The 20,920-nt window shown below is 73.2% G+C and carries 18 protein-coding genes; 5 read left to right on the top strand and 13 right to left on the bottom strand.

All coding sequences use genetic code 11. The features are described from left to right. Positions 1-46 precede the first annotated feature (46 nt). Complete coding sequence (locus OG472_RS28915; RefSeq protein ID WP_361752983.1) at positions 47-1,204, bottom strand: SDR family oxidoreductase; 1,158 nt, start codon at positions 1,202-1,204, stop codon at positions 47-49. 192 nt (positions 1,205-1,396) lie between these two features. Between OG472_RS28915 and OG472_RS28910 the strand changes: the two genes are divergently transcribed. Together OG472_RS28910 and OG472_RS28905 are read left to right on the top strand one after the other, a co-directional pair. Then, positions 1,397-2,821 carry a zinc-dependent metalloprotease gene (locus OG472_RS28910; protein WP_401606682.1) on the top strand — a complete coding sequence of 475 codons (1,425 nt, stop codon included), beginning with the start codon at positions 1,397-1,399 and terminating at the stop codon, positions 2,819-2,821. Next, positions 2,818-3,348: an NUDIX hydrolase gene (locus tag OG472_RS28905; RefSeq protein ID WP_401606683.1), complete on the top strand. Its 531-nt coding sequence runs from the start codon at positions 2,818-2,820 to the stop codon at positions 3,346-3,348. Before OG472_RS28910 ends, OG472_RS28905 begins: the two co-directional genes overlap by 4 nt. A 57-nt stretch (positions 3,349-3,405) precedes the next feature. Here OG472_RS28905 and OG472_RS28900 read toward each other — a convergent pair whose 3' ends face one another. From OG472_RS28900 to OG472_RS28885, 4 genes are all read right to left on the bottom strand, one after another. After that, complete coding sequence (locus tag OG472_RS28900; RefSeq protein ID WP_401606686.1) at positions 3,406-4,161, bottom strand: AIM24 family protein; 756 nt, start codon at positions 4,159-4,161, stop codon at positions 3,406-3,408. 17 nt (positions 4,162-4,178) lie between these two features. After that, a complete protein-coding gene (locus tag OG472_RS28895) occupies positions 4,179-4,859 on the bottom strand; it encodes an AIM24 family protein (RefSeq protein WP_401607839.1) in 681 nt (226 codons plus the stop codon). 20 nt (positions 4,860-4,879) lie between these two features. Beyond that, a complete protein-coding gene (locus tag OG472_RS28890; RefSeq protein WP_405831902.1) occupies positions 4,880-6,517 on the bottom strand; it encodes a TerD family protein in 1,638 nt (545 codons plus the stop codon). 140 nt (positions 6,518-6,657) lie between these two features. Next, the gene (locus OG472_RS28885; RefSeq protein ID WP_401606691.1) at positions 6,658-7,296 is read right to left on the bottom strand and encodes a M48 family metallopeptidase; all 639 of its coding nucleotides are present in this window, start codon (positions 7,294-7,296) and stop codon (positions 6,658-6,660) included. Between the two features lie 125 nt (positions 7,297-7,421). Here OG472_RS28885 and OG472_RS28880 point away from each other — a divergent pair, with 125 nt between their 5' ends. After that, positions 7,422-8,585, top strand: coding sequence for a ThiF family adenylyltransferase (locus OG472_RS28880; RefSeq protein WP_405831900.1), 1,164 nt, complete (start codon positions 7,422-7,424; stop codon positions 8,583-8,585). Between the two features lie 72 nt (positions 8,586-8,657). Further along, positions 8,658-9,986: an ABC1 kinase family protein gene (locus OG472_RS28875; protein ID WP_401606696.1), complete on the top strand. Its 1,329-nt coding sequence runs from the start codon at positions 8,658-8,660 to the stop codon at positions 9,984-9,986. Positions 9,987-10,005: 19 nt separating this feature from the next. Here the strand turns inward: OG472_RS28875 and OG472_RS28870 are convergent, their stop codons facing one another. The 5 genes from OG472_RS28870 to OG472_RS28850 all read right to left on the bottom strand — a co-directional run bounded on the left by OG472_RS28870 (position 10,006) and on the right by OG472_RS28850 (position 13,853). Then, positions 10,006-10,212 (bottom strand): hypothetical protein, encoded by a 207-nt coding sequence (locus tag OG472_RS28870; RefSeq protein WP_401606699.1) that lies wholly within the window; start codon positions 10,210-10,212, stop codon positions 10,006-10,008. Between the two features lie 100 nt (positions 10,213-10,312). Further along, a complete protein-coding gene (locus tag OG472_RS28865) occupies positions 10,313-10,642 on the bottom strand; it encodes a hypothetical protein (protein ID WP_383562692.1) in 330 nt (109 codons plus the stop codon). Then, positions 10,639-11,010, bottom strand: coding sequence for a WhiB family transcriptional regulator (locus tag OG472_RS28860; RefSeq protein ID WP_361752963.1), 372 nt, complete (start codon positions 11,008-11,010; stop codon positions 10,639-10,641). The genes OG472_RS28865 and OG472_RS28860 overlap by 4 nt, the downstream gene beginning before the upstream one ends. A 186-nt stretch (positions 11,011-11,196) precedes the next feature. Continuing rightward, a complete protein-coding gene (locus OG472_RS28855; RefSeq protein ID WP_319732482.1) occupies positions 11,197-11,508 on the bottom strand; it encodes a hypothetical protein in 312 nt (103 codons plus the stop codon). 179 nt (positions 11,509-11,687) lie between these two features. Continuing rightward, positions 11,688-13,853, bottom strand: coding sequence for an ATP-dependent DNA helicase UvrD2 (locus OG472_RS28850; RefSeq protein WP_401606702.1), 2,166 nt, complete (start codon positions 13,851-13,853; stop codon positions 11,688-11,690). 169 nt (positions 13,854-14,022) lie between these two features. On the opposite strand from OG472_RS28850, the gene OG472_RS28845 reads away from it, so the two are divergent. Continuing rightward, positions 14,023-14,283: a mycoredoxin gene (locus OG472_RS28845; protein WP_030011087.1), complete on the top strand. Its 261-nt coding sequence runs from the start codon at positions 14,023-14,025 to the stop codon at positions 14,281-14,283. Positions 14,284-14,369: 86 nt separating this feature from the next. Here OG472_RS28845 and nudC read toward each other — a convergent pair whose 3' ends face one another. From nudC to OG472_RS28830, 3 genes are read right to left on the bottom strand one after another with little or no spacing between them, the layout of a single operon-like run. Continuing rightward, the gene (nudC, locus tag OG472_RS28840) at positions 14,370-15,326 is read right to left on the bottom strand and encodes an NAD(+) diphosphatase (RefSeq protein WP_401606703.1); all 957 of its coding nucleotides are present in this window, start codon (positions 15,324-15,326) and stop codon (positions 14,370-14,372) included. A 43-nt stretch (positions 15,327-15,369) separates the two neighbouring features. Further along, entirely contained in the window at positions 15,370-16,776 is a 1,407-nt protein-coding gene (locus OG472_RS28835) for a dipeptidase (protein WP_401606706.1), read from the bottom strand. Positions 16,777-16,786: 10 nt separating this feature from the next. After that, positions 16,787-20,881, bottom strand: coding sequence for a UvrD-helicase domain-containing protein (locus OG472_RS28830; protein WP_405831896.1), 4,095 nt, complete (start codon positions 20,879-20,881; stop codon positions 16,787-16,789). Positions 20,882-20,920: the final 39 nt, after the last annotated feature.

Here is a 20,920-nt window from a genome sequence, read left to right as displayed (position 1 = left end):
GGGCCCCCGGAAACGGTGCCGCACCGGGCCGACGGCCGACCGCAGGTCAGATCCCGCGCCGCTTGCGCGCCAGGCGGACCGCGGCGGCCGCGCCCAGCAGGGCCACCGTCGCGCCCGCCGCACCGGCGGCCGTGGCGGCGTCCCTGCGGCCCAGCCGACGGCCCGCGACCGTGTGGCGTCCCGAGACCTCCTGGAGGAGCTCGGCGAGCACCTCCTCGTTGGTCCAGCGCGGCCGCCACCCCGCCGCGTGCAGCCCGCTGACGCTGACCACCCAGGGGTGCATCGTGTACGCGAGGTCCCCGGCCGGGGACGGGGTGAGGCCGATCCGGTGCAGCCGGGCCGCCGCGCCCAGCGCGACCGCCGAGGGGAGCTCCATGCGGCGGATGCCGCTCAGCTCCTCGACCTCCTCCTGCTCCAGCCACCCCTCGCAGCCCACGGCCAGCTCGCCCTCGACCTTTTCCAGCGCCGCGTACTCCAGGGCGCTGACCAGGTCCTCCACGTGGCAGAACTGCCACGTGGGACGGGATCCCGCCACCACGAGCAGCCGCGGGGACTCGAAGTAGCGGGTCAGGGCGGTGTCGGTGCCGCCGACCAGGACCGCCGGGCGGATCACGGTGACGTTCAGGCCCGGGTGCGCGCGGGGGGCCCGGCGGCCGAGGCGCTCGATCTCCAGCAGGTCGCCGACACCGGTGGCCTCCGCGGTCGCCCGCAGCTCGGAGTCCTCCGACAGCGGGATGTCGTTGTCCGGCAGGGCCCCGTAGACCATCGCCGAGGTGCAGAGCACGACCCGGTGGACCCCGGCCGCGGCGGCCGCGGTGAGGACGGTCTGGGTCCCGCGCACGTTGTACGCGGTACGGGCCGCGGGGTCCGTCTCGAGGTCGAGGTCGAGGGCGAGGTGGACGACGACGTCCGCGCCGCGCAGCTTCTCGGCGATCGCGGGGTCCCGTACGTCCAGGATGTGCCACTGGGCGGCCGCGCAGTCGCCCCGCCGCTCGTCGATGGCGACGACCTGCTTGACCTCGTCGGAGGCGGCCAGCCGGCTCACGAGGGCCGCGCCGACCCCCGACGCGGCGCCGGTCACGGCGATCACGGGACCTCGCACGGCCGGGTTTCGCGGCTGGCGAACGCCCTGGGCGCTGTCGCCGTGCTCAGGGCGGTCTTCGTCGTCGTTCATCGCGCGAAACTGCGGATCTGGGGAACTCACCGGGCGTCTCCAGCGGTTGTCTTCAGTAGGGACGCGCCGTGACGCGTACCCACCAGGTGATGTCCATCCTGCCGCAGCCCAGGAGTCGGCGGAGCACCGAGCCCGTATGCGGGCCGGGTGTCTACGCTGGGTGGTGTTGTCGGACCATTGCCCGTCGGCACCCGCCGGCGGCCCTACGAGCCGAGGAAACCCGTGAGCGACACCCCATTCGGATTCGGCCTTCCGCCGGAGGAGCCGGAGAACGGCGACGAGGGCAAGAAGAAGGGCAGTCAGGGCGGTCAGGGCGGCCCGAATCCGTTCGGGTTCCCCGGCATGGGCCTGCCGGGCGGCGCCGGCGGTCCCGGTGGCGCGGACAATCCGTTCGCCGCGATGTTCGGTTCGATGAACCCGAACGACCTCGGTGCGGCCTTCCAGCAGCTCGGCCAGATGCTGAGTTACGAGGGCGGTCCCGTGAACTGGGGCATGGCCAAGGACATCGCCCGCCAGACCGTCGCGCAGGGCACGGCGGACGGCGTGAAGGACACGAGCGTCGGCATCGCCGAGAAGTCGGCCGTCGAGGAGGCCGTGCGCCTCGCCGACCACTGGCTGGACGGCGTGACCTCGCTGCCCTCGGGCGCCACCACCTCCGTGGCGTGGAGCCGCGCCGAGTGGGTCGAGGCGACCCTTCCGGTGTGGAAGGAGCTCGTGGACCCGGTCGCCGAGCGCGTCGGCGCGGCCATGGGCAGCGTCCTGCCCGAGGAGATGCAGGCCATGGCGGGCCCGCTGCTCGGGATGATGCGTTCCATGGGCGGGGCCATGTTCGGCCAGCAGATCGGCCAGGCCGTGGGCACGCTCGCGGGCGAGGTCGTCGGCTCGACCGACATCGGCCTGCCGCTGGGGCCGGCCGGCAAGGCCGCGCTGCTGCCGCTGAACATCGAGGCCTTCGGCAAGGACCTGGGCGTCCCCCCGGACGAGGTGCGGCTGTACCTGGCCCTGCGCGAGGCGGCGCACGCCCGGCTCTTCGCGCACGTGCCGTGGCTGCGCTCGCACCTGTTCGGCGCGGTCGAGGGCTACGCCCGCGGCATCAAGGTCGACACCTCGAAGCTGGAGGACGTGGTCGGCCAGCTGGACCCGTCGAACCCGGAGCAGCTGCAGGAAGCGCTGCAGGGCGGCATGTTCCAGCCGCAGGACACCCCCGAGCAGAAGGCCTCCCTGGCCCGCCTGGAGACGGCGCTCGCGCTGGTCGAGGGCTGGGTCGACGCGGTGGTGCACGAGGCCGCCAAGCCCCGGCTGACCTCGGCGGACGCGATGCGCGAGACGATGCGCCGGCGGCGCGCCTCGGGCGGCCCGGCGGAGCAGACCTTCGCGACGCTGATCGGCCTGGAGCTGCGCCCGCGCCGGCTGCGCGACGCCTCCCGGCTGTGGGCCTCGCTCACGGACGCGCGCGGTGTGGACGGCCGCGACGGGCTGTGGGAGCACCCGGACATGCTGCCGACGGCCTCCGACCTGGACGACCCGGACGGGTTCGTGCACCGCGAGCAGCTGGACTTCTCCGAGATCGACAAGATGCTCGGCGAGGCCGCCGAGCAGCGCGACCAGCGTGACAAGCGCGACGAGGACGGCGACGAGAAGAAGTGAGCCTGCACGAAGACGCGGTCCTCGTCCTGAAGGGCTACGAGGACCAGCCCGAGCTGCGTGACGTCTATCTGGAGCACCTCTCCGCCCATCCGGACGGGGTGTACAAGCCGTGCACGGCGGGGCACATCACCGGCAGCGCGCTGGTGATCGACCCGGTCGGGGAGCGCGTGCTGCTGACCCTGCACAAGAAGCTGGGCCTGTGGCTGCAGATGGGCGGCCACTGCGAGCCCGGTGACGGCACCCTGGAGGAGGCGGCGCTGCGCGAGGCCCGGGAGGAGTCGGGCATCGCGTCCGGGCTGAGCCTGCTGCCGGGCGGCCCGGTGCGCCTGGACCGGCATCCGATCCCGGCGCCGTGCCACTGGCACCTGGACGTGCAGTACGCGGCGCTGGCTCCGGCCGGCGCGGTGGCGGAGATCAGCGAGGAGTCGCTGGACCTGCGCTGGTTCCCGTACGCGGAGGTGGCGGCGGTGGCCGACACCTCGGTGGTACGGCTGCTGGAGGCGACCTTGGCGCGGCTCGGGGGCTGAGCCCGGGCACGACGAAGGGGCGGTCCCTCGCGGGGCCGCCCCTTTTGCCGGTCCGGATCAGTTCCAGGCGTTGTTCTGGTTCTGGGCGTGGGCGCCGTGCTGGCCCATGCCGAACTGCGCGGCGACGCCCTGGCCGAGCTGGGCGTTCTGCGGCGGCAGCACCTCGCTGGGCTGCACCAGCGCGAAGCCGGTGCCGAGGAAGCTGAGCTCCCAGCCCTCGCCGGTGTTGCCGCGCCGCCGCCAGACTCCGCTGGAGTGCGTCTGGGCCTGCATCTGCACCCGGAGCGAGGTCGACCAGGCGACGATCGCGTCCGCGTCGACGTTGACGTACTTGTCGGGCGTGACGTGCATCATCAGCGGCTGCCCGGAGGTCATCAGCGCGACCTTGCCGCGGCCGGTGATGTTGAGCTGGTACTTGCCGGATCCGGAGATTCCGTACTGGCTGTCCACCGCGATGACCTCGGTGTGCAGGGTGGAGTCCAGGGCCAGGACGTAACCGCTGTCGACCGTGAGGCCTTCCTGGTCCACGTCCACGACGTGGACGTACTGGGCCAGGTTGGCCAGGTAGACCGTGCCCTGCCCGGAGCAGCGCATGAGGTCCAGGCCCTCGCCGGTGCGGCGGCGGGCGTTGCGCTGACCGGTGCTCTGGTACTCGCCGTCGAAGTCGATGAGGCCCTGGTAGGCGACCATGGCGCCCTTGCGGGCGAGTACGTCGTCGGAGCCGGTCAGCGAGACCCGCAGGAGCTGCGGGTTCTGGATGGCGTACCGGTCCTGGGACTGGGCCTCGGCGTGGGCGAAAAGTGCGCTCTGCATGATGTGTCCGCTCCCCCTCAGCCCCGGACCCGGAGCCGGTCGGTGCTGTCCTCGCTGGGCTGTACGACGACGATGCCCTGGCCGGAGAAGGCCATCTGGTAGGCCTCCCCGCTGCCCCGGCCGATCATCGACGAGGCCTTGAAGCTGCGCTTGCCCTTGACCTTGAGATTCGGCGACCAGGCGACGAGCGCGTCCGGGTCGACGTACGTCTCGTCCTCGCCGCGGCCGCAGTCGACCACGATCGGGGTGCCACGGGAGGTCAGGGCGACCCACCCGGTGCCCGCGATCTGCACGTTGAACAGGCCCTGGCCGGCGAACTTGGCGAGACCCTTGACCCGCTCGACGCCCCACTGGAGGTGCGCGTCGAAGGCGAGCAGGTTGGTGCCGTTGACCGAGAGCGAGTCGTTGTTGAGGTTGATGACGACGACGTCGGCGCCGTAGTCGGCGAGGTAGAGCAGGCCGTCGCCGGTGCACTTCATCAGCGGCGCGCCTTCGCCGGTGATCCACTGCGAGGCCATCTGGCGGACGGCCGGCGGGTTGGGCTCGTACTGCACGAAGCCCTCGTAGGCGACCATCGAGCCGGTGCGGGCGAAGAGGTCCTGGCCGCTCTGCATGGCGACCTTGAGCATGGCCCGGCCGTGGTTCTCCATGCGGGCCGTGACGGGGGTCGGGGCGTAGCCCGCGAGCTGCTGGTTCATTGCGTTCATGTCGGGCTCCCTCAGACCTCGTACGGCTGGACGACGATGAAGTTGCCGGGAGCGCCGCGGAACTGGAGGTTCACGGTCTCCCCGCTGTGGCCGGGGTAGGCGTTGCGCCGCAGCCGGACCTGGCTGGACAGGATGACCTGTGACGCGGAGGACCACGCGACGATGGCGTTGCTGTCCGCGAAGGTGGTCGGGGTGACGGGCAGGACCACCGGGACGCCGTGCGTCTTGACGATGACCGTGCCGGTGCCCTGGAACTGCATGGTGAACAGGGCGCCGCCAGGGATGCCGTGGCCCTCGATGCGGCGGACCTCGTGCTGGAGCGACTCGTCGAAGGCGAGGACGGCTTCGGCGGAGACGCAGATCCCGTCGCCCTGGAGCTCGATGGCGTGCAGGTGGGCGCCGTTCTCGGCGAGGAAGACCTGGCCGCGGCCGGTGCAGCGCATGAGCTGCATCTCCTGGCCGGTGGCGTTGCCGACGATGCGGCCGGCGAAGCCCGCGCCCTTGTAGCTGAAGTCGACCTTGCCCTGGTACAGGACCATGCTGCCCTGGCGGGCGAGGACGGCCTGGCCGCCCATGGCCAGGTCGACGCGCATGAGCTGCGCGTTCTGCGGGGTCCATCGGGTGCCCGTGGGGGCTTCCTTGTACGGCTGGAGCGCGGCGGCGAGTCCGGCCGCGACGGGGGCGGCGGCCTGGGGCGCGTAGCCGGGCTGCTGGCCCGGCACCTGCCCGGGGACCTGGCCCGGGACCTGGCCGTAGCCCGGCTGCTGCCCGTAGGGCGCGGGGGCGGGGGCCGGCGGCGGGACCTGGCCGGGGTACTGGCCCGGGACCTGCCCGGGGACCTGGCCGTACGAGGGCTGCTGCGGCTGCCCGTACGGCGCCGGGGCCTGCGGGGCGAGCGGCGCGGCCATGGTGGGCGCGGCGTGCACCGGGGCCGGGGCGGCGGGCTGCTGGTACTGCGGCTGCGGGGCCGGGGCGGGCGCGGGCGCACCGAAGGACGGCGCGGGCGCGGCGGCCGGGGCGGGCGCCGGGGCGCCGAAGGCCGGGGCCGGCGCGGCGCCCTGCGGCGGCGGGGCGAACCCGGGCGCGGCTGCGGCCGGTGCCTGCTGCTGCGGCTGCGCCTCCTCGGCGACCTCGCCGCCGAAGTTCCTCAGCAGCGCGTCGAGCCCGCCGTCGAAGCCCTGGCCTACGGCGGCGAAGCGCCACACGTCCTTGAGGTAGAAGTCGCCGAGCATCACGGCGCGCTCGGTGGTGAACTCCGAGCCGGTGAAGGCGTACCGGACGACCTCTTCGCCGCCGGCCACGATCCGGATGTAGCCCGGGCCGACCTGCGACATCTGGCCGGCACCGTCGATGGTGGCGGTGAAGGAGAGCTTGTGGATGGACGCCGGAATGCGATCCAGGGTCACCCGGAAGGATTCGGTGTCACCGGACTGCGCGCCGAGTTGCTGAATGGACTCTTCCGGCGACTTCGGCTGGTTGAAGAAGACGAAGTAGCGGTCGTCCGACAGCTGCTCATTGGCGTCGAGCCCGAAACAGCTGATGTCGAAGGTGAGTCCGGGCCCGGCGATCTGGACGCCTACGTACAGATCGGTGCCCGCCGTGAGATCACTGATCTTGGCCTTGTGGCCGCGTTGGAATTCCCTGGCCATACGTAACGACCGTCCCCCATCCCGACTGTGAAATGCGTGCCGCTCAGGCTAACGGCAACTGCCGACATCCGGCCAAGTCGGTACCGACCCGGTACATATCACGCTGTGTGACATGACGGACGGGTACGAGGCCTTCCTGCTCATTCCTCGCGGGCGGCCGGGACCTTCGGAAGGCGCTCGGCCGCCACCACTCCCTCCAGGTACCCGCGGGCCCGCTCGGTGCGCGGGTACGCCTCCAGCAGCTCCCAGAAGCGCGGCCCGTGGCCGGGCACGAGGAGGTGGGCCAGCTCGTGCAGGAGCACGTAGTCGACGACGTACTCCGGCATGCCCTGGATGCGGTGCGAGAGCCGGATGCTGCCCTCGGCCGGGGTGCAGGAGCCCCAGCGGGTGTTCTGGTTGGTGACCCAGCGGACCGAGCGGGGGCGCGCGCGGCCGCCGAAGTACTGCTCGGACAGACGCTCGGCGCGCTCGGTCAGTTCCGCGTCCCCGAGGGTGCGTTTGCTCTCCTGGGCGGCCAGCTTGTCGAGCATGACGCCCACCCATCGCTGCTCCTCCGCCTCGGACATCCGGGCAGGGATGAGGACGACCGTACGGTCACCCTCGCGATAGGCGGACACGGTCCTGCGGCGGCGCGCGCTCCGGCGGACTTCGACGGCGCGCGGCGATGGGTCGGCGGACACGCCACGAAGGTACCCGGTAGCGGCGGCGGAAGTCCCGCGCGTCCGCGGTTCGAACGTGAGCGATGCGCAGCCGATATCGAGAACGGCATTCCCCTTCATCTCATATGCCTAATACCCCTCGCCTGTGGACAAATTCCCGCACGGATTCCGGCGGACGGGCACTGTTGCGGAAGAGCGGGAAAAGGGCGGCGCGAGTCCGCACGGGAAATCGAGGGGGACCGGACATGTATCCGAAGGTGAAGCCCGCGCTGGCGCGGGCCTGGCGGGACCGGGAGACGGTGCAGTTCGGGGTGACCCCCGCGCATGCGGTGGTGCTCGGGCCGGTGGACACGGCGACCGGCACGCTCATCGACCGGATCGACGGCACACGGGGGATGGAGCTGCTGCGCGCCGAGGCCACGGGGATGGGGCTCCCGGACGGCCAGGCCGACGCACTGGTCAGGCAGCTGGCGGGAGCCGGTCTGCTCGACGACGCCACAGCGGGAGGTCCGCGGGCCCAGGCCGTGCGCAGGCAGCCGGAGGCCCTGGAGAGGCTGGGGCCCGATCTGGGCTCGCTCTCCCTCGTGCACCGGGAGCCGGGCGGGGACTTGCGGGGTGTCGCCGCGCGAAGGGCGATACGGGTCCGGGTGCGCGGGAGCGGCCGGGTGGGCGCCGTGATCGCGGCGGTCCTGGCGGGAGCCGGTGTCGGCCGGGTCGAGGTGCTCGACGGGGGCCGGGTGGAGCCTGCGGACGTGGCGCCGGGAGGTCTGGATCCCGGAAGCGTGGGCCGGCTGCGGGCGGAGGCCGCGGGGAAGCTGGTGCGCTCATCGGCCCCGGGGCGCACCCCGCGGGCCGGGGAGGAGGAGGGCTCGGAGCCGCGGCTGGCGTTGGTGGTGGTCGCGCCCCGGGACGGGCTGCACGCCTGGGCCCCCGATCCGGGCACCGCGGCCGACTGGGTCGCCACCGGCATCCCGCACCTGTACGCCGGGGTGTTGGAGGGGACGGGGCTGGTGGGTCCGCTGGTCCTGCCGGGGGTGACGGCCTGCGCGGGGTGCATGGAGCGCGACCTCGTGGACCGGGACGCGGCCTGGCCCCGGATGCTGGTGCAGTGGCGCTCGGCCCACCGCCGCCGCGCGAGCGCCGCCTGCGACCTGGGCCTGTCCACGGCGGTGGCCGGGCTGGCCGCGGCCCATGCGCTCTCCTTCCTCGACGGTGAACTGCCCGCGTCCACCGCCACCCGCTGGGAGGCGGCCCTCCCCGCCCTCCACTGGCAGCCCGCTCCGGTCCGCCCCCACCCGGACTGCCCGTGCGGCGCGGACACCGGGCCTGCGGCGCCGCTCCGGCACACCGGTCCGGCAGGGCAGGTCCCCGAAGGCGGATCGGGCGCGGACCGGGCGGGAGGCCCATGACAGGATGCGTTGAGGCCGAGGGTGTCCTGAACCGCCGTTCGCGGCGCGGCTGTCTGGGAAATGGAGGGGCGTATGTCTGATCTTCCCCGGAAGGCGGTCACCCGGACCGTCAAGCTGGCCGCGCTGCCGCTCGGCATCGCGGGACGGGCCACGTGGGGGCTGGGCAAGCGGCTCGGGGGCAAGTCGGCCGAGATCGTGGCGAGCGAGCTCCAGAAGCGCACCGCCGAGCAGTTGTTCCGCACGCTCGGGGAGCTGAAGGGCGGTGCCATGAAGTTCGGGCAGGCCCTGTCGGTCTTCGAGTCGGCGCTGCCCGAGGAGGTCGCCGGGCCCTACCGGGCGGCGCTGACCAAGCTCCAGGAGGCGGCTCCGCCCCTGCCCGCGGCGACGGTGCACCAGGTGCTGGCGGACCGTCTCGGCGAGGACTGGCGTGAGCTGTTCGAGGAGTTCGAGGACAAGCCGGCCGCGGCGGCCTCGATCGGGCAGGTGCACCGGGCGGTGTGGCACGACGGCCGGCAGGTCGCGGTCAAGGTCCAGTACCCGGGGGCCGGTGAGGCGCTGCTGTCGGACCTGAAGCAGCTGGGCCGGTTCGCGGGGCTGCTGGGGCCGCTGATCCCCGGCATGGAGATCAAGCCGCTGATCAAGGAGTTGCGCAACCGGGTCGCCGAGGAGCTCGACTACGAGCTGGAGGCCGAAGCCCAGCGGACGCACGCGGACGCGTTCGTGGACGATCCGGACGTGGTCGTGCCGGATGTCGTGCACCAGGGCGACCAGGTGCTGGTGACCGAGTGGATGGAGGGGACCCCGCTGTCGGAGGTGATAGCCGACGGCACCCAGGAGGAGCGCGACCGCGCCGGGCAGCTGCTGGCCCGGTTCCTCTTCTCCGGTCCCGCGCGCACGGGTCTGCTGCACGCGGATCCGCACCCGGGCAACTTCCGGCTGATACCGGGGGCGGACGGCGGGATGCGGCTGGGCGTCCTGGACTTCGGCACCGTCGACCGGCTGCCCGGCGGCTGGCCCAAGCCCATCGGCAGGTCGCTGCGGATGACCCTGGACGGTGACGCCGAAGGGGTCTACGGGCACCTGCGCGCCGAGGGGTTCGTGAAGGAGTCCATAGAGCTGGACCCCGACGCGGTGCTGGACTACCTCAAGCCGATCATCGAGCCGGCCGAGGCGGAGGAGTTCACCTTCACCCGGCCGTGGCTGCGCGGCCAGGCGGCGCGGATCGCCGATCCCCGCTCCCCCGCGCACCAGTTGGGCCGGCAGATCAACCTGCCGCCCTCGTACCTGCTGATCCACCGGGTCACGCTGAGCACGATCGGGGTGCTGTGCCAGCTGGGCGCGACGGTGCGGCTGCGGGACGAACTGGACGCATGGCTGCCCGGGTTCGCTTCCGCCGAGTGACTCCGTAGGGTCCGCGGCGTCACCACCAGGACGAGTCGAGCCTGCCTTCGATCGCCCGCAGGTTGGCCCGCGCGCAGTCGACGCAGAAGTACTGTCTGGTCCCGTTCTCCACCGAGCAGGTCCAGGTGGGCGGGGCGCCGTTGGGGGACTCCGTGCCACAGCGCGCGCAGACGACGGGCTGGGCCTCGGATCCCGACGGGACGGGGTGGGGAGTCGGCTGGTCCACCTCCAGACGATATCCCCGCAGGGGGTGGACTGCCGTCCGCAACGCACCGGGGGGACCGGTCCGTTCGGACCGGTCCCCCCGGGGACGCTGTTTTCAGCTCTTAGTGCATGACGGCCATGGCCAGCGCACGGCGGGCGCGCATCGAGACGCGCTCGGCACGCCGCTGCATGCGGCGGGCGGCGACCAGGCGCACGGCGTGACGCTCGGCGTCCACCTCACGCATGCGCTCGTCCATATGGGCACGAGCCAGGGCTTCTGGGATGAGTTGCATTTCGCGGGTCCTGTTCTGACGCGAGGTCATCGCGCCGGCGGTGATGAAGTCTGCGTGGGCGGCGCCGTGGGGCTGCTCGCTCGTGGTGTAGGAGGTCATGAGGGCCTGCTTCAGGGGGTCGTGCGTCAGGGGGCGGTCGATGGTTCCGATGGCGGTCATGCCGCGACAACCGGGTTCTTGCGCGGACGGCCACGGGGCCGCTTGCGGGCGACGACGACACCCTGGACGAAGAGCTCGCCACCCCAGACGCCCCAGGGCTCGCGGCGCTCGACCGCTCCGGCGAGGCAGGCCTCGACCAGCGGGCAGGTGCGGCAGAGCGACTTGGCGTACTCGACGTCGGCCGGGGACTCGGCGAAGAAGACCTCGGGGTCGAAGGTGCGGCAGGGAACGGGTACGCCGAGGTTCTCGATGGCGTCGTCGAGCGCGGTGAGCGCGGTGAGCGGGGTCAAGGCGTGGTCCTCCGGGACTGCGGGCGGGGAGATCGTGTGGGTCTGCGTTACGGACGGGGCGTGCGCTTCGAGTTGCACGGTGGTTTCTTCCTCGTCGTCTTGGTCGGCTAGTCGTTCCGGCCGGTCGGCCGGGTTCGGCTGTCACCTGCTTCTGCCAGTCCCGAGGCCCCTTTGCTGCGTTCGCCCCCGTTCGGGGGCAAACAGAAGGGCCGCGGATCCCGGGTGGGGTTCCGCGGCCCTGAAGGCGCCGGCCTGATCATGCGATCAGACTGGATCACTCCAGGGTTCGAGCCCACGGAAGGCCCACATCAGGTGGTGCTGCTGCTTCGTCTGCTTCGTCTTGGCTCCGGCACCGGCTGCGGCCGCGAAGCCATAGGCGCCATGCGCCTGAGCTTCTGCTGCCAGTACTGCCACCGGTGCCTGGGTCGGTCGCTCATTGCGCTCACTGACCGGAAGGGTCGCCAGCAGGGCGGGGCGGTCGGCGGAAATCGCGGACACACCGGTACCCAGAAGGGAGACGGAACCGAGCAGGCAGGAAGCGTCGACCGAGCGATCGGTCATTTTGGTGAAGGTCATGAAGCTGGTCACTGGTCTCGCCTCCTCTCGGCGTCTCGGGGACTCGGCCCGAGGGCCTGTCCCATGCGTATTCGGATAAGTACAGCACGGATCCAGGGCTTCGGAGAAGCCACCGTTTCCGTTGCTAAGAACCTATGGGTCTTCGCTGGGCATGTGCAAACTATTTTTCCGACGAGTTTCTACGCGTCGGCAGGATCCTCGGGCCCGGGCTCCTGACCTGCGCATATGGCCAGGACCTCGGCTCCGTACCGGTCGAGCTTGCGCCCGCCCACTCCGGAGATCATAGAGAGCTCGCCCGCCTCGGTGGGCGCGGCCTCCGCGATCGCCATCAGAGTCTTGTCCGTGAAGACGCAGTAGGCGGGCAGGCCCTGCTCCTTCGACTGGCCCGCGCGCCAGTCCCGCAGCCGCTCGTAGAGCCCTTCGTCCATGTCGGACGGGCAGTCCTCACAGCGCATCAGTTTGAGCTCGCCGGCCTCGGTCAGCGTCTTGCCGCAGACCCGGCACCGCACCGGGCCGCGGCGGCCGCGCTTGCGCGGCCCGCTCTCGGCCGCGGAGCCCGGCCCGCTGCGGGGCACCGCGGAGCCCGGCCGCAGGCCGTTCAGGAAGCGGCTGGGCCGCCGGGAGGCCCGGCCGCCCGGAGCCCGGGAGAGGCCCCAGGAGAGGGTCAGGTGCAGCCGCGCCCGGGTGACGCCGACATAGAGCAGCCGGCGCTCCTCCTCGACCTGCTCGTCGGTCTTCGCGTACGTGATCGGCACCATGCCGTCGGTGAGGCCGACGAGGAACACGGCGTCCCACTCCAGGCCCTTCGCCGCGTGCAGCGAGGCCAGGGTGACGCCCTGGACGGTCGGGGCGTGCTGGGCGGCCTTGCGCTCGTCCAGCTCGACCGTGAGGTCCGCCAGGGTGGCTCCCGGCCGGGTCCGGGCGAAGTCCTCGGCGAGCCGGACCAGCGCGGCCAGGGATTCCCACTGGTCGCGTACGGCGCCGGAGCCGGCCGGCGGCGCGGAGGTCCAGCCGGTGGAGCTGAGCACCGCCCGGACCTGGGAGCCCAGTTCCACGACGTCGTCGAGCAGCGGGTCGTTCCCGCCGGAGCGGGCGGCTCCGCGCAGCGCGAGGATCGCCTTCTGGACCTCGGCGCGCTCGAAGAACCGTTCGGCCCCGCGCAGCTGGTAGGGGACCCCGGCGTCGGCAAGCGCCTGTTCGTAGACCTCGGACTGGGCGTTGATGCGGTAGAGGACGGCGATCTCGCCGGCCGGGACGCCCGCGGCGATCAGGTCCCGGATCCGGTGGGCGACGCCCTCGGCCTCGGCCGGCTCGTCCGCGTACTCGGCGTAGACCGGGTCGGGACCGGTCTCGCGCTGGGAGACCAGCTCCAGCCGGTGCTCGGCGGCGCGGCCCTTGGCCTGGTTCAGGAGCCCGTTGGCCAGGTGGACCACCTGGGGGGTGGAGCGGTAGTCGCGGACCAGCTTGACCACGGTGGCCTGCGGGTACTTGGTGCGGAAGTTCAGCAGGTGGTCGGGGGTGGCGCCGGTGAAGGAGTAGATCGTCTGGCTGGCGTCGCCGACGACGCAGAGGCTGTCGCGCTCGCCGAGCCAGAGGTCCAGCAGCCGCTGCTGGAGGGGGCTGACGTCCTGGTACTCGTCGACCACGAAGTGCTGGTACTGGGTGCGGATCTGCTCGGCGATGTCGTGGCGGTCCTGGAGGATGCCGACGGTGAGGAGCAGCACGTCCTCGAAGTCGATCATGCCCCGGTCGCGCTTGAGCTGCTCGTACGTCCCGTAGATCTGGGCGATCTCGGCCATGTCCCGGGGTGCCTCGCGGCCCGACTTGAGGGCGGCGGCCGGATAGTCGGCCGGCACCGTCTGCGTGACCTTGGCCCACTCGATCTCACCGGTGACGTCGCGCAGCTCACCCCGGTCGAGCCGGATGCGGCAGCGCGCGCCGGCCTCGGCGACGAGCTGGATCTTGCGCTCCAGGAGCCGGGGCACGTCCCCGCCGACCGCCTTGGGCCAGAAGTACTGGAGCTGGCGCAGGGCGGCGGAGTGGAAGGTCCGGGCCTGGACCCCGCCCGCGCCGAGGGTGCGCAGGCGTCCGCGCATCTCTCCCGCGGCGCGGTTGGTGAAGGTGACGGCCAGCACGCTGGCCGGCATGAGCTGGCCCGACCGGACGCCGTAGGCGATGCGGTGGGTGATCGCGCGGGTCTTGCCGGTACCGGCGCCCGCCAGCACGCACACCGGCCCGCGCAGGGTCGTCGCGACCTCGCGCTGCTCCGGGTCCAGGCCCAGGAGCACCGCGTCGGCCGAGTCGGCGGAGGCGGGGAACGATGGGGAGTGCGTTGCTGATGTCACCCCGCCATGCTGCCAGGTCTCGTGGGTCGGGCGGGAAAACCGTCCACAGGCGGCACGTATCCGTCGTATCAGTCACACCGGCCGTGCGGGGGCGCCGTACGGGAATGGCGGCGGGGTCCCGTACGTTCGAGTACTCGGATCACCGAGCCTTCACGAAGGAGAGCGCAGCATGCAGGACACGGGCACCGTCACGATGTACAGCACGACCTGGTGCGGCTACTGCCGTCGGCTGAAGACCCAGCTGGACCGGGAAGGCATCGCGTACAACGAGATCAACATCGAGCTCGACCCGGAGTCCGCCGCGTTCGTGGAGAAGGCCAACGGCGGCAACCAGACGGTTCCCACCGTGCTCGTGAAGTCCGCCGCCGGCAGCGAGTCCGTCATGACGAACCCGAGCCTGGCCCAGGTCAAGCAGGCCCTCGCCGTCTGAGGCAGCCTCACCCGCGAGCGCCCGCAGGTACCCGCGAGCACCAGAAAGGCCCCCGCCGAGGCGGGGGCCTTCTGCTGTGACGAACGTTACGCCGCCATCTTCGGCAGCGGCTCGCCGTACCAGAGCTCGACCAGCCGGGCGGCGATGGAGATGCCCGACGGGGGCAGCACCTCGCCCGTCTCGAACGCGGCGCGCAGCTCCTCGCGCGAGAACCAGCGGGCCTCCTGGATCTCCTCGCCGTCCACCGTGATCTCGGAGGTGGTGGCGCGGGCCGTGAAGCCCAGCATCAGGCTGTACGGGAAGGGCCACGGCTGGCTGGCCACGTACTCGACCTCGCCGACCCGGACGCCCGCCTCCTCCCACACCTCGCGGACGACGGACTGCTCGATCGACTCGCCCGGCTCCACGAACCCGGCGAGGGTCGAGAAGCGGCCCTCCGGCCAGTGCACCTGGCGGCCCAGCAGCGCGCGGTCGTGCTCGTCCGTGACCAGCATGATCACGGCCGGGTCGGTGCGCGGGTAGTGCTCGGCGCCGCAGCCCGGGCAGCGGCGGATGTGCCCGGCGGCGGCGACCACCGTGCGCTCGCCGCAGCGGGAGCAGAAGCGGTGCATCCGCTGCCAGTTCTCCAGTGCCACCGCGTGCACCATCAGCCCGGCGTCGCGCGGGGAGAGCAGCAGTCCGGCCTCGCGCAGGCCGGCCGGGCGGGCCGACTGGTCCATGCGGCCCGGCAGGGCGTCCTTCTGCAGCGCGAAGTACCGTACGCCGTCCTCGTCCGTGCCCAGGAAGTAGCGGTGGGTCTCGGTGACCGGGGCCTCGAAGGCCGGGGTCATCACGATGGCGGTGCCCCCGTCGGGGGTGTCGTCGATCAGGACCTGACCGCCCGAGACGACGAAGACGCGGGTCGTCGGGTGGCTCCAGGCGGCGGCGAGCCACGCCTCGTCGAGGCGGTGGTGCGCGGCGCGGTCGATCCCGCTGGGCGCGGCGAGCGAGAGGGGCCGCTCGGCGAGAGGTCGCTCGGTATGGGTGCTCACAGGTACTTCCAACTCCCCCGGTGGTGGGACAAGGCAGGCGTGCGTGCGTCGGGTGTCAGGCGGTTGCGCGGTGGGTGGCGGCCAGGTCTCCCCAGAGGTAGGCGGTCGTCTCGACGCCCTTGAGGAGCAGGTCCAGCTCGACCTTCTCGTTCGGCGAGTGCCAGCCGTCGGACGGTACCGAAATGCCGAGGAAGAGGACGGGCGCGTCCAGGACGTCCTGGAGGTCCGCCGCGGGTCCCGAGCCGCCCTCGCGGGTGAAGCGGATCTTCTGGCCGAAGGCGCGGCCCATGGCCCGTACGACCGACTGCAGGGCCGGGTGGTCCAGCGGGGTCAGGCACGGCCGGGTCGGGGCCCCGAAGGTGATGGAGTGCCGGATGCCGTCCGGGATCCGGGCCGCGACCCAGTCCCTGACCGCGGCCTCGACCTCGTACGGGTCCTGGCCGGACACCAGGCGGAACGACAGCTTCAGGTGGGCGGAGGCGGGCACGATGGTCTTGCCGCCGGGGCCCTGGTAGCCGCCCCCGATGCCGTTGACCTCCGCCGTCGGGCGGGCCCAGACGCGCTCCAGGGTGGAGTAGCCGGCCTCACCGTAGGCCGCGTGGGACCTGGCCGTACGGAGCCACTCGGACTCGTCGAAGGGCAGCTCGGCGATGAGCGCGCGCTCCGCCTCGGTGAGCTCGGCGATGCCGTCGTAGAAGCCGGGGATCGTCACGCGTCCGTCGTCGTCGTGCAGGGCGGCGACCAGGCGGGCGGCGACGGCGGCCGGATTGGGCACGGCCCCGCCGAAGGCACCGGAGTGGATGTCCTGGTCCGGGCCGTGGAAGTCGATCTCGCAGTCGGCGACGCCGCGCATGCCGGTGCAGACGGTGGGGGTGGTCTCGGACCACATGCCGGTGTCGGAGACGATCACGACGTCGGCGGCGAGTTCACCGGCGCGGGCCTCGACGAGCTCGCGGAAGTGGATGGAGCCGGACTCCTCCTCGCCCTCGACGATCAGCTTGAGGTTCACGGCGGGGGCGGCGGCGCCCGTGGCCGCCAGGTGCGCGCGCACCCCGAGGGTGTGGAAGAACACCTGCCCCTTGTCGTCGGCGGCGCCGCGCCCGTACATGCGGCCGTCGCGGACCACCGGCTCGAAGGGGTCCGTGTGCCAGCCGTCGGCGAGGGCGGCGGGCTGCACGTCGTGGTGCCCGTACACCAGGACGGTGGGGGCCTGCGGGTCCTCGCTCGGCCAGTGCGCGAAGACGGCGGGGGCGCCGGGGGTCTCCCAGACCTCGGCCACCGGGAAACCCGTCTCCTTGAGCTTCGCCGCGAGCCATTCCGCGCTGCGGCGCACGTCGCCCGCGTGCTCGGGCTGGGCCGAGACGGAGGGGATGCGGAGCCACTCGGCGAGGTCGTCGAGGAAGTCGCCGCGGTGGGTGTCGATGTAGGTGCGGACGACGTTGTCCGGCGGGGTGTCGCTCATGCCCACGAGCCTAGCCGTCCGCCTGATGGGCACCGCCGGTGTCCGTTTTGCCTTGGAGGATCCGCTCAAGGCGGGCCCGGTCGGGGAGGTTGCGGGGCCGGATCACGCGGCCGCTGCGGACGTGGAGGAAGGCGGCGGTGACCCGGCTGAGCGGGGTGTTCGTGGCCTCGGCCCAGGCCAGGCGGTAGACGGCGAGCTGGAGGGGATCGGCCTCGGTGGTGCGGCCGGTCTTCCAGTCGACGATCTCGTACGAGTCGCCGTCCTCGGCGGTGCTGGTCTTGTAGACGGCGTCGATCCGGCCGCGGATGACGCGGCCGGCGAGGGTGAGCTGGACCGGGGCCTCCATCCGGTGGGGCGGCCGGTCGGCGTACGGGCTGCGCTCGAAGGCGGCCTTGAGGGAGTCGAGGTCGGCCTCGTCGGCGATCTCCTGGTCGGAGCCGGCGCCGGGGAGGTCGGTGACGGGGTCGAGGACGTCGAGGAAGGGCAGCGGGAGCTCGTCGAAGCGGGACTCGACCCAGGCGTGGAACCGGGTGCCCTGGCGGGCGGCGGGCTGCGGGGGCTTGGGCATGGGGCGGGCGAGGTCGCGTACGAAGCCCTGCTCGTCGGCGGCGAGCCGGAGCAGCTGGCTCGCGGAGAGGGCGGCGGGCAGCTCGACGTCGCGGACGGCGGCGCGGGCGCGGCGGAGCTCGCCCTCCAGGGCGTCGAGGTCCCGGTCCCAGGAGGCGATGGCGCGCGCGTCCTCGGGGGCGAGACCGGCTGCGCCGCCGCCCGGGCGGGCGGCGGGCCGCGCCTCCGCGGCCCACGCCTCGCCGGCCCAGGGGTCATCGCCGTCCGGGGCGGTGGTGCCGGTACGCGGCTGCGCCGGGCGGCGGGCTCCGCCCCGCGACCCGGGCCCGGCCCCACCGGCCCACGCCTCGCCCGCCCAGGGGTCATCGCCCTCCGGGGCGGTGGTGCCGGTACGCGGCTGCGCCGGGCGGCGGGCTCCGCCCTGGTCCTCGGCGACGGCCCAGTGGGCCGCCTCCGGCCACAGCTCGTCGTCAACCGGGCCGGTGGACCGGACCGGGTCCGCGGTGGGATCCGTACCCGCGGGCACGGCTGCGCCACCGCCGGACGCGGGCCGGGCGTGGGCCTCCGGCCGGAGGCCGTCGTCGAGCGGCCCGGCCGGGCCGGCCGGGCCGGATTCCTCCCCGGCCCCGCCCCTCCCCGCATCCGGGGCGCTGCCCCGGACCCCGCGGGGGGTCGGGCCTCCGGCCCTGGGCGCGGGTACGCCGGCGGGGTCCCGGGCGTCGTCGTCCGGCCGGGAGCCGGGGTGCGGATCCGCCGTATCCGCGGCTCCGCCCCGTGCCCGGCCGGGCACGGCTGCGGCATCGCCCTGCGGGGCGGGGGTGTCCGTTGGTTGCTCCGCCGCCGGGTGGGCGGCGCCGGGCCGCGGCTGCTGGGGCAGGGGCACGGCTGCGCCGCCGGCCGGCAGGGCCGCCGGGGCCTCGCCCCACGCGGTGTCGGCCCAGGCGTCGTCGTCCGGCCAGGGCTCCTCCTCGTAGGACGGTTCCTCGCAGTCCGGGGGCCAGAGGTAGGACTCGTCCTCCGGCGGGGGCGGGGTCGCCAGGTAGGACTCCACCAGGGCGGCCGCCGCCCGGCGCAGGGTGAGGGAATGCGGGTCTAGCGGGAGGGGCCAGGAGTGGTCCGGGGTGGAGGCGTCGGCGAGGGAGGGGTTCTCGGCGGCCGGGTCCGGCTCGTCCGCCCAGGCCTCGATCTCGCCGAAGCCCGCCGCGCAGTGCTCGTAGAGGGCCGACAGGAAGCCGGAAGGGCCGCGGCGCTTCTTCTGGGTCGGGCCCCACCAGTGGCCCGAGGCCAGGAGGAGGGAGCGGGGGCGGGTGAAGGTCACGTAGCCCAGGCGGAGCTCTTCCGTCGCCTTGTGGTCCTTCAGGGCCGTCTTGAACGCCTTCAGGCCGGCCGAGGTCCAGTCCGGGTCCGCCGGCAGGGTGGGGGCGTCGCCGCGCAGCGCGTACGGGAGCACCTTGGCGTACGAGGTCCAGGCCTCGGGCGCCTTCTCCTTCGGGAAGGACCCCGCGCACAGGTCGGGGACGACGACCACGTCCCACTCCAGGCCCTTCGACTTGTGGGCCGTCAGGACCTTGACCGTGTTCTCCCCGCCCGGCAGGGCGTGGTCCAGGCCCTTCTCGTACTGGGCGGCCGTGCGCAGGAACGCCAGGAAGGCCAGCAGCGAGGCCTCGCCGTCGAGCGCGGCGAAACCGGCCGCGACGTCCATGAAGTTCGAGAGCGTCTCGCGGCGGCGGGCCGCCAGCGCGTGCGGGGAGGCGGACAGCTCCACCTCCAGGCCGGTCGCGGACAGCACGCGGTGCAGGACGTCCATGAGGGGATCGGCCAGGGAGCGGCGCAGGTCGCGCAGTTCCTGGGCGAGGTGCGCGAAGCGGACCCGGGCCTCCGCCGAGAAGGGGAGGTCGTCCGGGGCCTGTCCGGCGCCGTCGAGGAAGGTCTCCAGCGCGTCGGCCAGGGACACGATCTCCGCAGGGTCCACGCCCTCCACGGCCGCCGCCAGCCGTTCGTCCGGGTCCGCCCCGGCCGGCGAGCGGCCCACCATGAGCCGCGCCCGGCGGCCCAGCAGGGCCAGGTCGCGCGCGCCGATCCGCCAGCGCGGGCCGATGAGGAGCCGGACGAGGGAGGCGTTGGCGCCCGGGTCCTGGAGGACCTCGCAGACGGCGACGAGGTCCGCGACCTCGGGGAGGTGCAGCAGCCCGGACAGGCCGACGACCTCCACCGGCACGTCCCGGTCCACCAGCACGGCCTGGATCCGCGCGAAGTCCCCGGCCGAACGGCACAGGACCGCGATCTCGCGCGGCTCCGTGCCCGTGCGGACCAGGTGGGCGACGGAGTCGGCGAGCCAGTCGAGCTCCTGGGCGTGGGTCTCCAGCAGGGCGCAGCGGACCTGGCCCGCGTGCTCGGCCCCCGGCCCGGGGCGCAGCGCCTCCACGCCTTCGTGCATGGCGCGCAGCGGGGCGGCGAGCCCGTTGGCCAGGTCCAGGAGCCGGCCGCCGCTGCGCCGGTTCTCGCTGAGGGAGAGCCGGGTGGCGGGGCTCCCGTCGGCGTGCGGGAAGTGCTCGGGGAAGTCGTCGAGGTTGGCCACGGAGGCGCCGCGCCAGCCGTAGATGGCCTGGCAGGGGTCGCCGACGGCGGTCACGGCGTGGCCGGAGCCCGCGCCGAACAGCCCGGAGAGCAGGAGGCGCTGGGCGACCGAGGTGTCCTGGTACTCGTCCAGGAGCACCACCTTGAATTCCTCGCGCAGCAGTGCGCCGACCTCGGGGCGGGTGGTGGCGAGCTGCGCGGAGAGGGCTATCTGGTCGCTGAAGTCGAAGAGGTCGCGGGCGCGTTTGGCGGCGCGGTAGCGGACGACGAGCTCGAGCAGTTCGAGGCGGCCGCGCACGGCCTCGGGGACCTTGCGCAGGTCCTCGTTGGTGAGCCTGGTGCCGGCGAGCACGTCCAGGAGCCCGGTGTCGTGGAGGCGGAGCCGGTCCGGCTCGACCAGGTGCTCGGAGAGCTCGCCGTCGAGCGCGAGGAGGTCGCCGACCAGGTCGGGGACGGACTTGGTGAGCGAGGGGTACGGGCCGGGGGCCTCGCGCAGCACCTTCGCGGCGAGCTGGAAGCGGGTGGCGTCGGCGAGGAGGCGGGAGCTGGGCTCCAGGCCGATGCGCAGGCCGTGGTCCTTCAGGAGCTGGCCGGCGAAGGCGTGGTACGTCGAGATGCGCGGCTCCCCGCCGGCTCCCTCGGCCCCCGCTTCGGCCGGGGAAGGGTCCGGGTCGGTGATCCCGGCCCGCGCGAGGGCCTTCCGTACGCGCTCGGCCAGTTCGCCGGCGGCCTTGTTGGTGAAGGTCAGGCCGAGGACCTGCTCGGGTGCGACCGCGCCGGTGCCCACCAGCCAGACCACGCGGGCGGCCATGACGGTGGTCTTGCCGGATCCGGCGCCGGCGACGATGACCTGCGGGGCGGGCGGGGCGGTGACGCAGGCCATCTGTTCGGGCGTGAAGGGGATCCCGAGGAGCTCCTTGAGCTGCTCGGGATCGGTGAGGACGGGCGCACGCGCGGACACGTAAAAAGGCTAGCCGCCCCCACCGACAGCCCCGACCGT

The sequence above is a fragment of the Streptomyces sp. NBC_00207 genome (assembly GCF_045160965.1).
In the GTDB taxonomy this organism is placed as follows: domain Bacteria; phylum Actinomycetota; class Actinomycetes; order Streptomycetales; family Streptomycetaceae; genus Streptomyces.
Note: the sequence above shows the minus strand (reverse complement) of the source record. Positions and strands in the feature narration are given on the sequence as shown.

Coding starts and splice junctions, on each gene's coding strand:
- OG472_RS28900 (WP_401606686.1), bottom strand. CDS start 4,161: ATGCAGAGCGCACTTTTCGCCCACGCCGAGGCCCAGTCCCAGGACCGG.
- OG472_RS28895 (WP_401607839.1), bottom strand. CDS start 4,859: ATGAACCAGCAGCTCGCGGGCTACGCCCCGACCCCCGTCACGGCCCGC.
- OG472_RS28890 (WP_405831902.1), bottom strand. CDS start 6,517: ATGGCCAGGGAATTCCAACGCGGCCACAAGGCCAAGATCAGTGATCTC.
- OG472_RS28885 (WP_401606691.1), bottom strand. CDS start 7,296: ATGAAGGGGAATGCCGTTCTCGATATCGGCTGCGCATCGCTCACGTTC.
- OG472_RS28880 (WP_405831900.1), top strand. CDS start 7,422: ATGTATCCGAAGGTGAAGCCCGCGCTGGCGCGGGCCTGGCGGGACCGG.
- OG472_RS28875 (WP_401606696.1), top strand. CDS start 8,658: ATGTCTGATCTTCCCCGGAAGGCGGTCACCCGGACCGTCAAGCTGGCC.
- OG472_RS28865 (WP_383562692.1), bottom strand. CDS start 10,642: ATGACCGCCATCGGAACCATCGACCGCCCCCTGACGCACGACCCCCTG.
- OG472_RS28855 (WP_319732482.1), bottom strand. CDS start 11,508: ATGACCTTCACCAAAATGACCGATCGCTCGGTCGACGCTTCCTGCCTG.
- OG472_RS28845 (WP_030011087.1), top strand. CDS start 14,023: ATGCAGGACACGGGCACCGTCACGATGTACAGCACGACCTGGTGCGGC.
- OG472_RS28835 (WP_401606706.1), bottom strand. CDS start 16,776: ATGAGCGACACCCCGCCGGACAACGTCGTCCGCACCTACATCGACACC.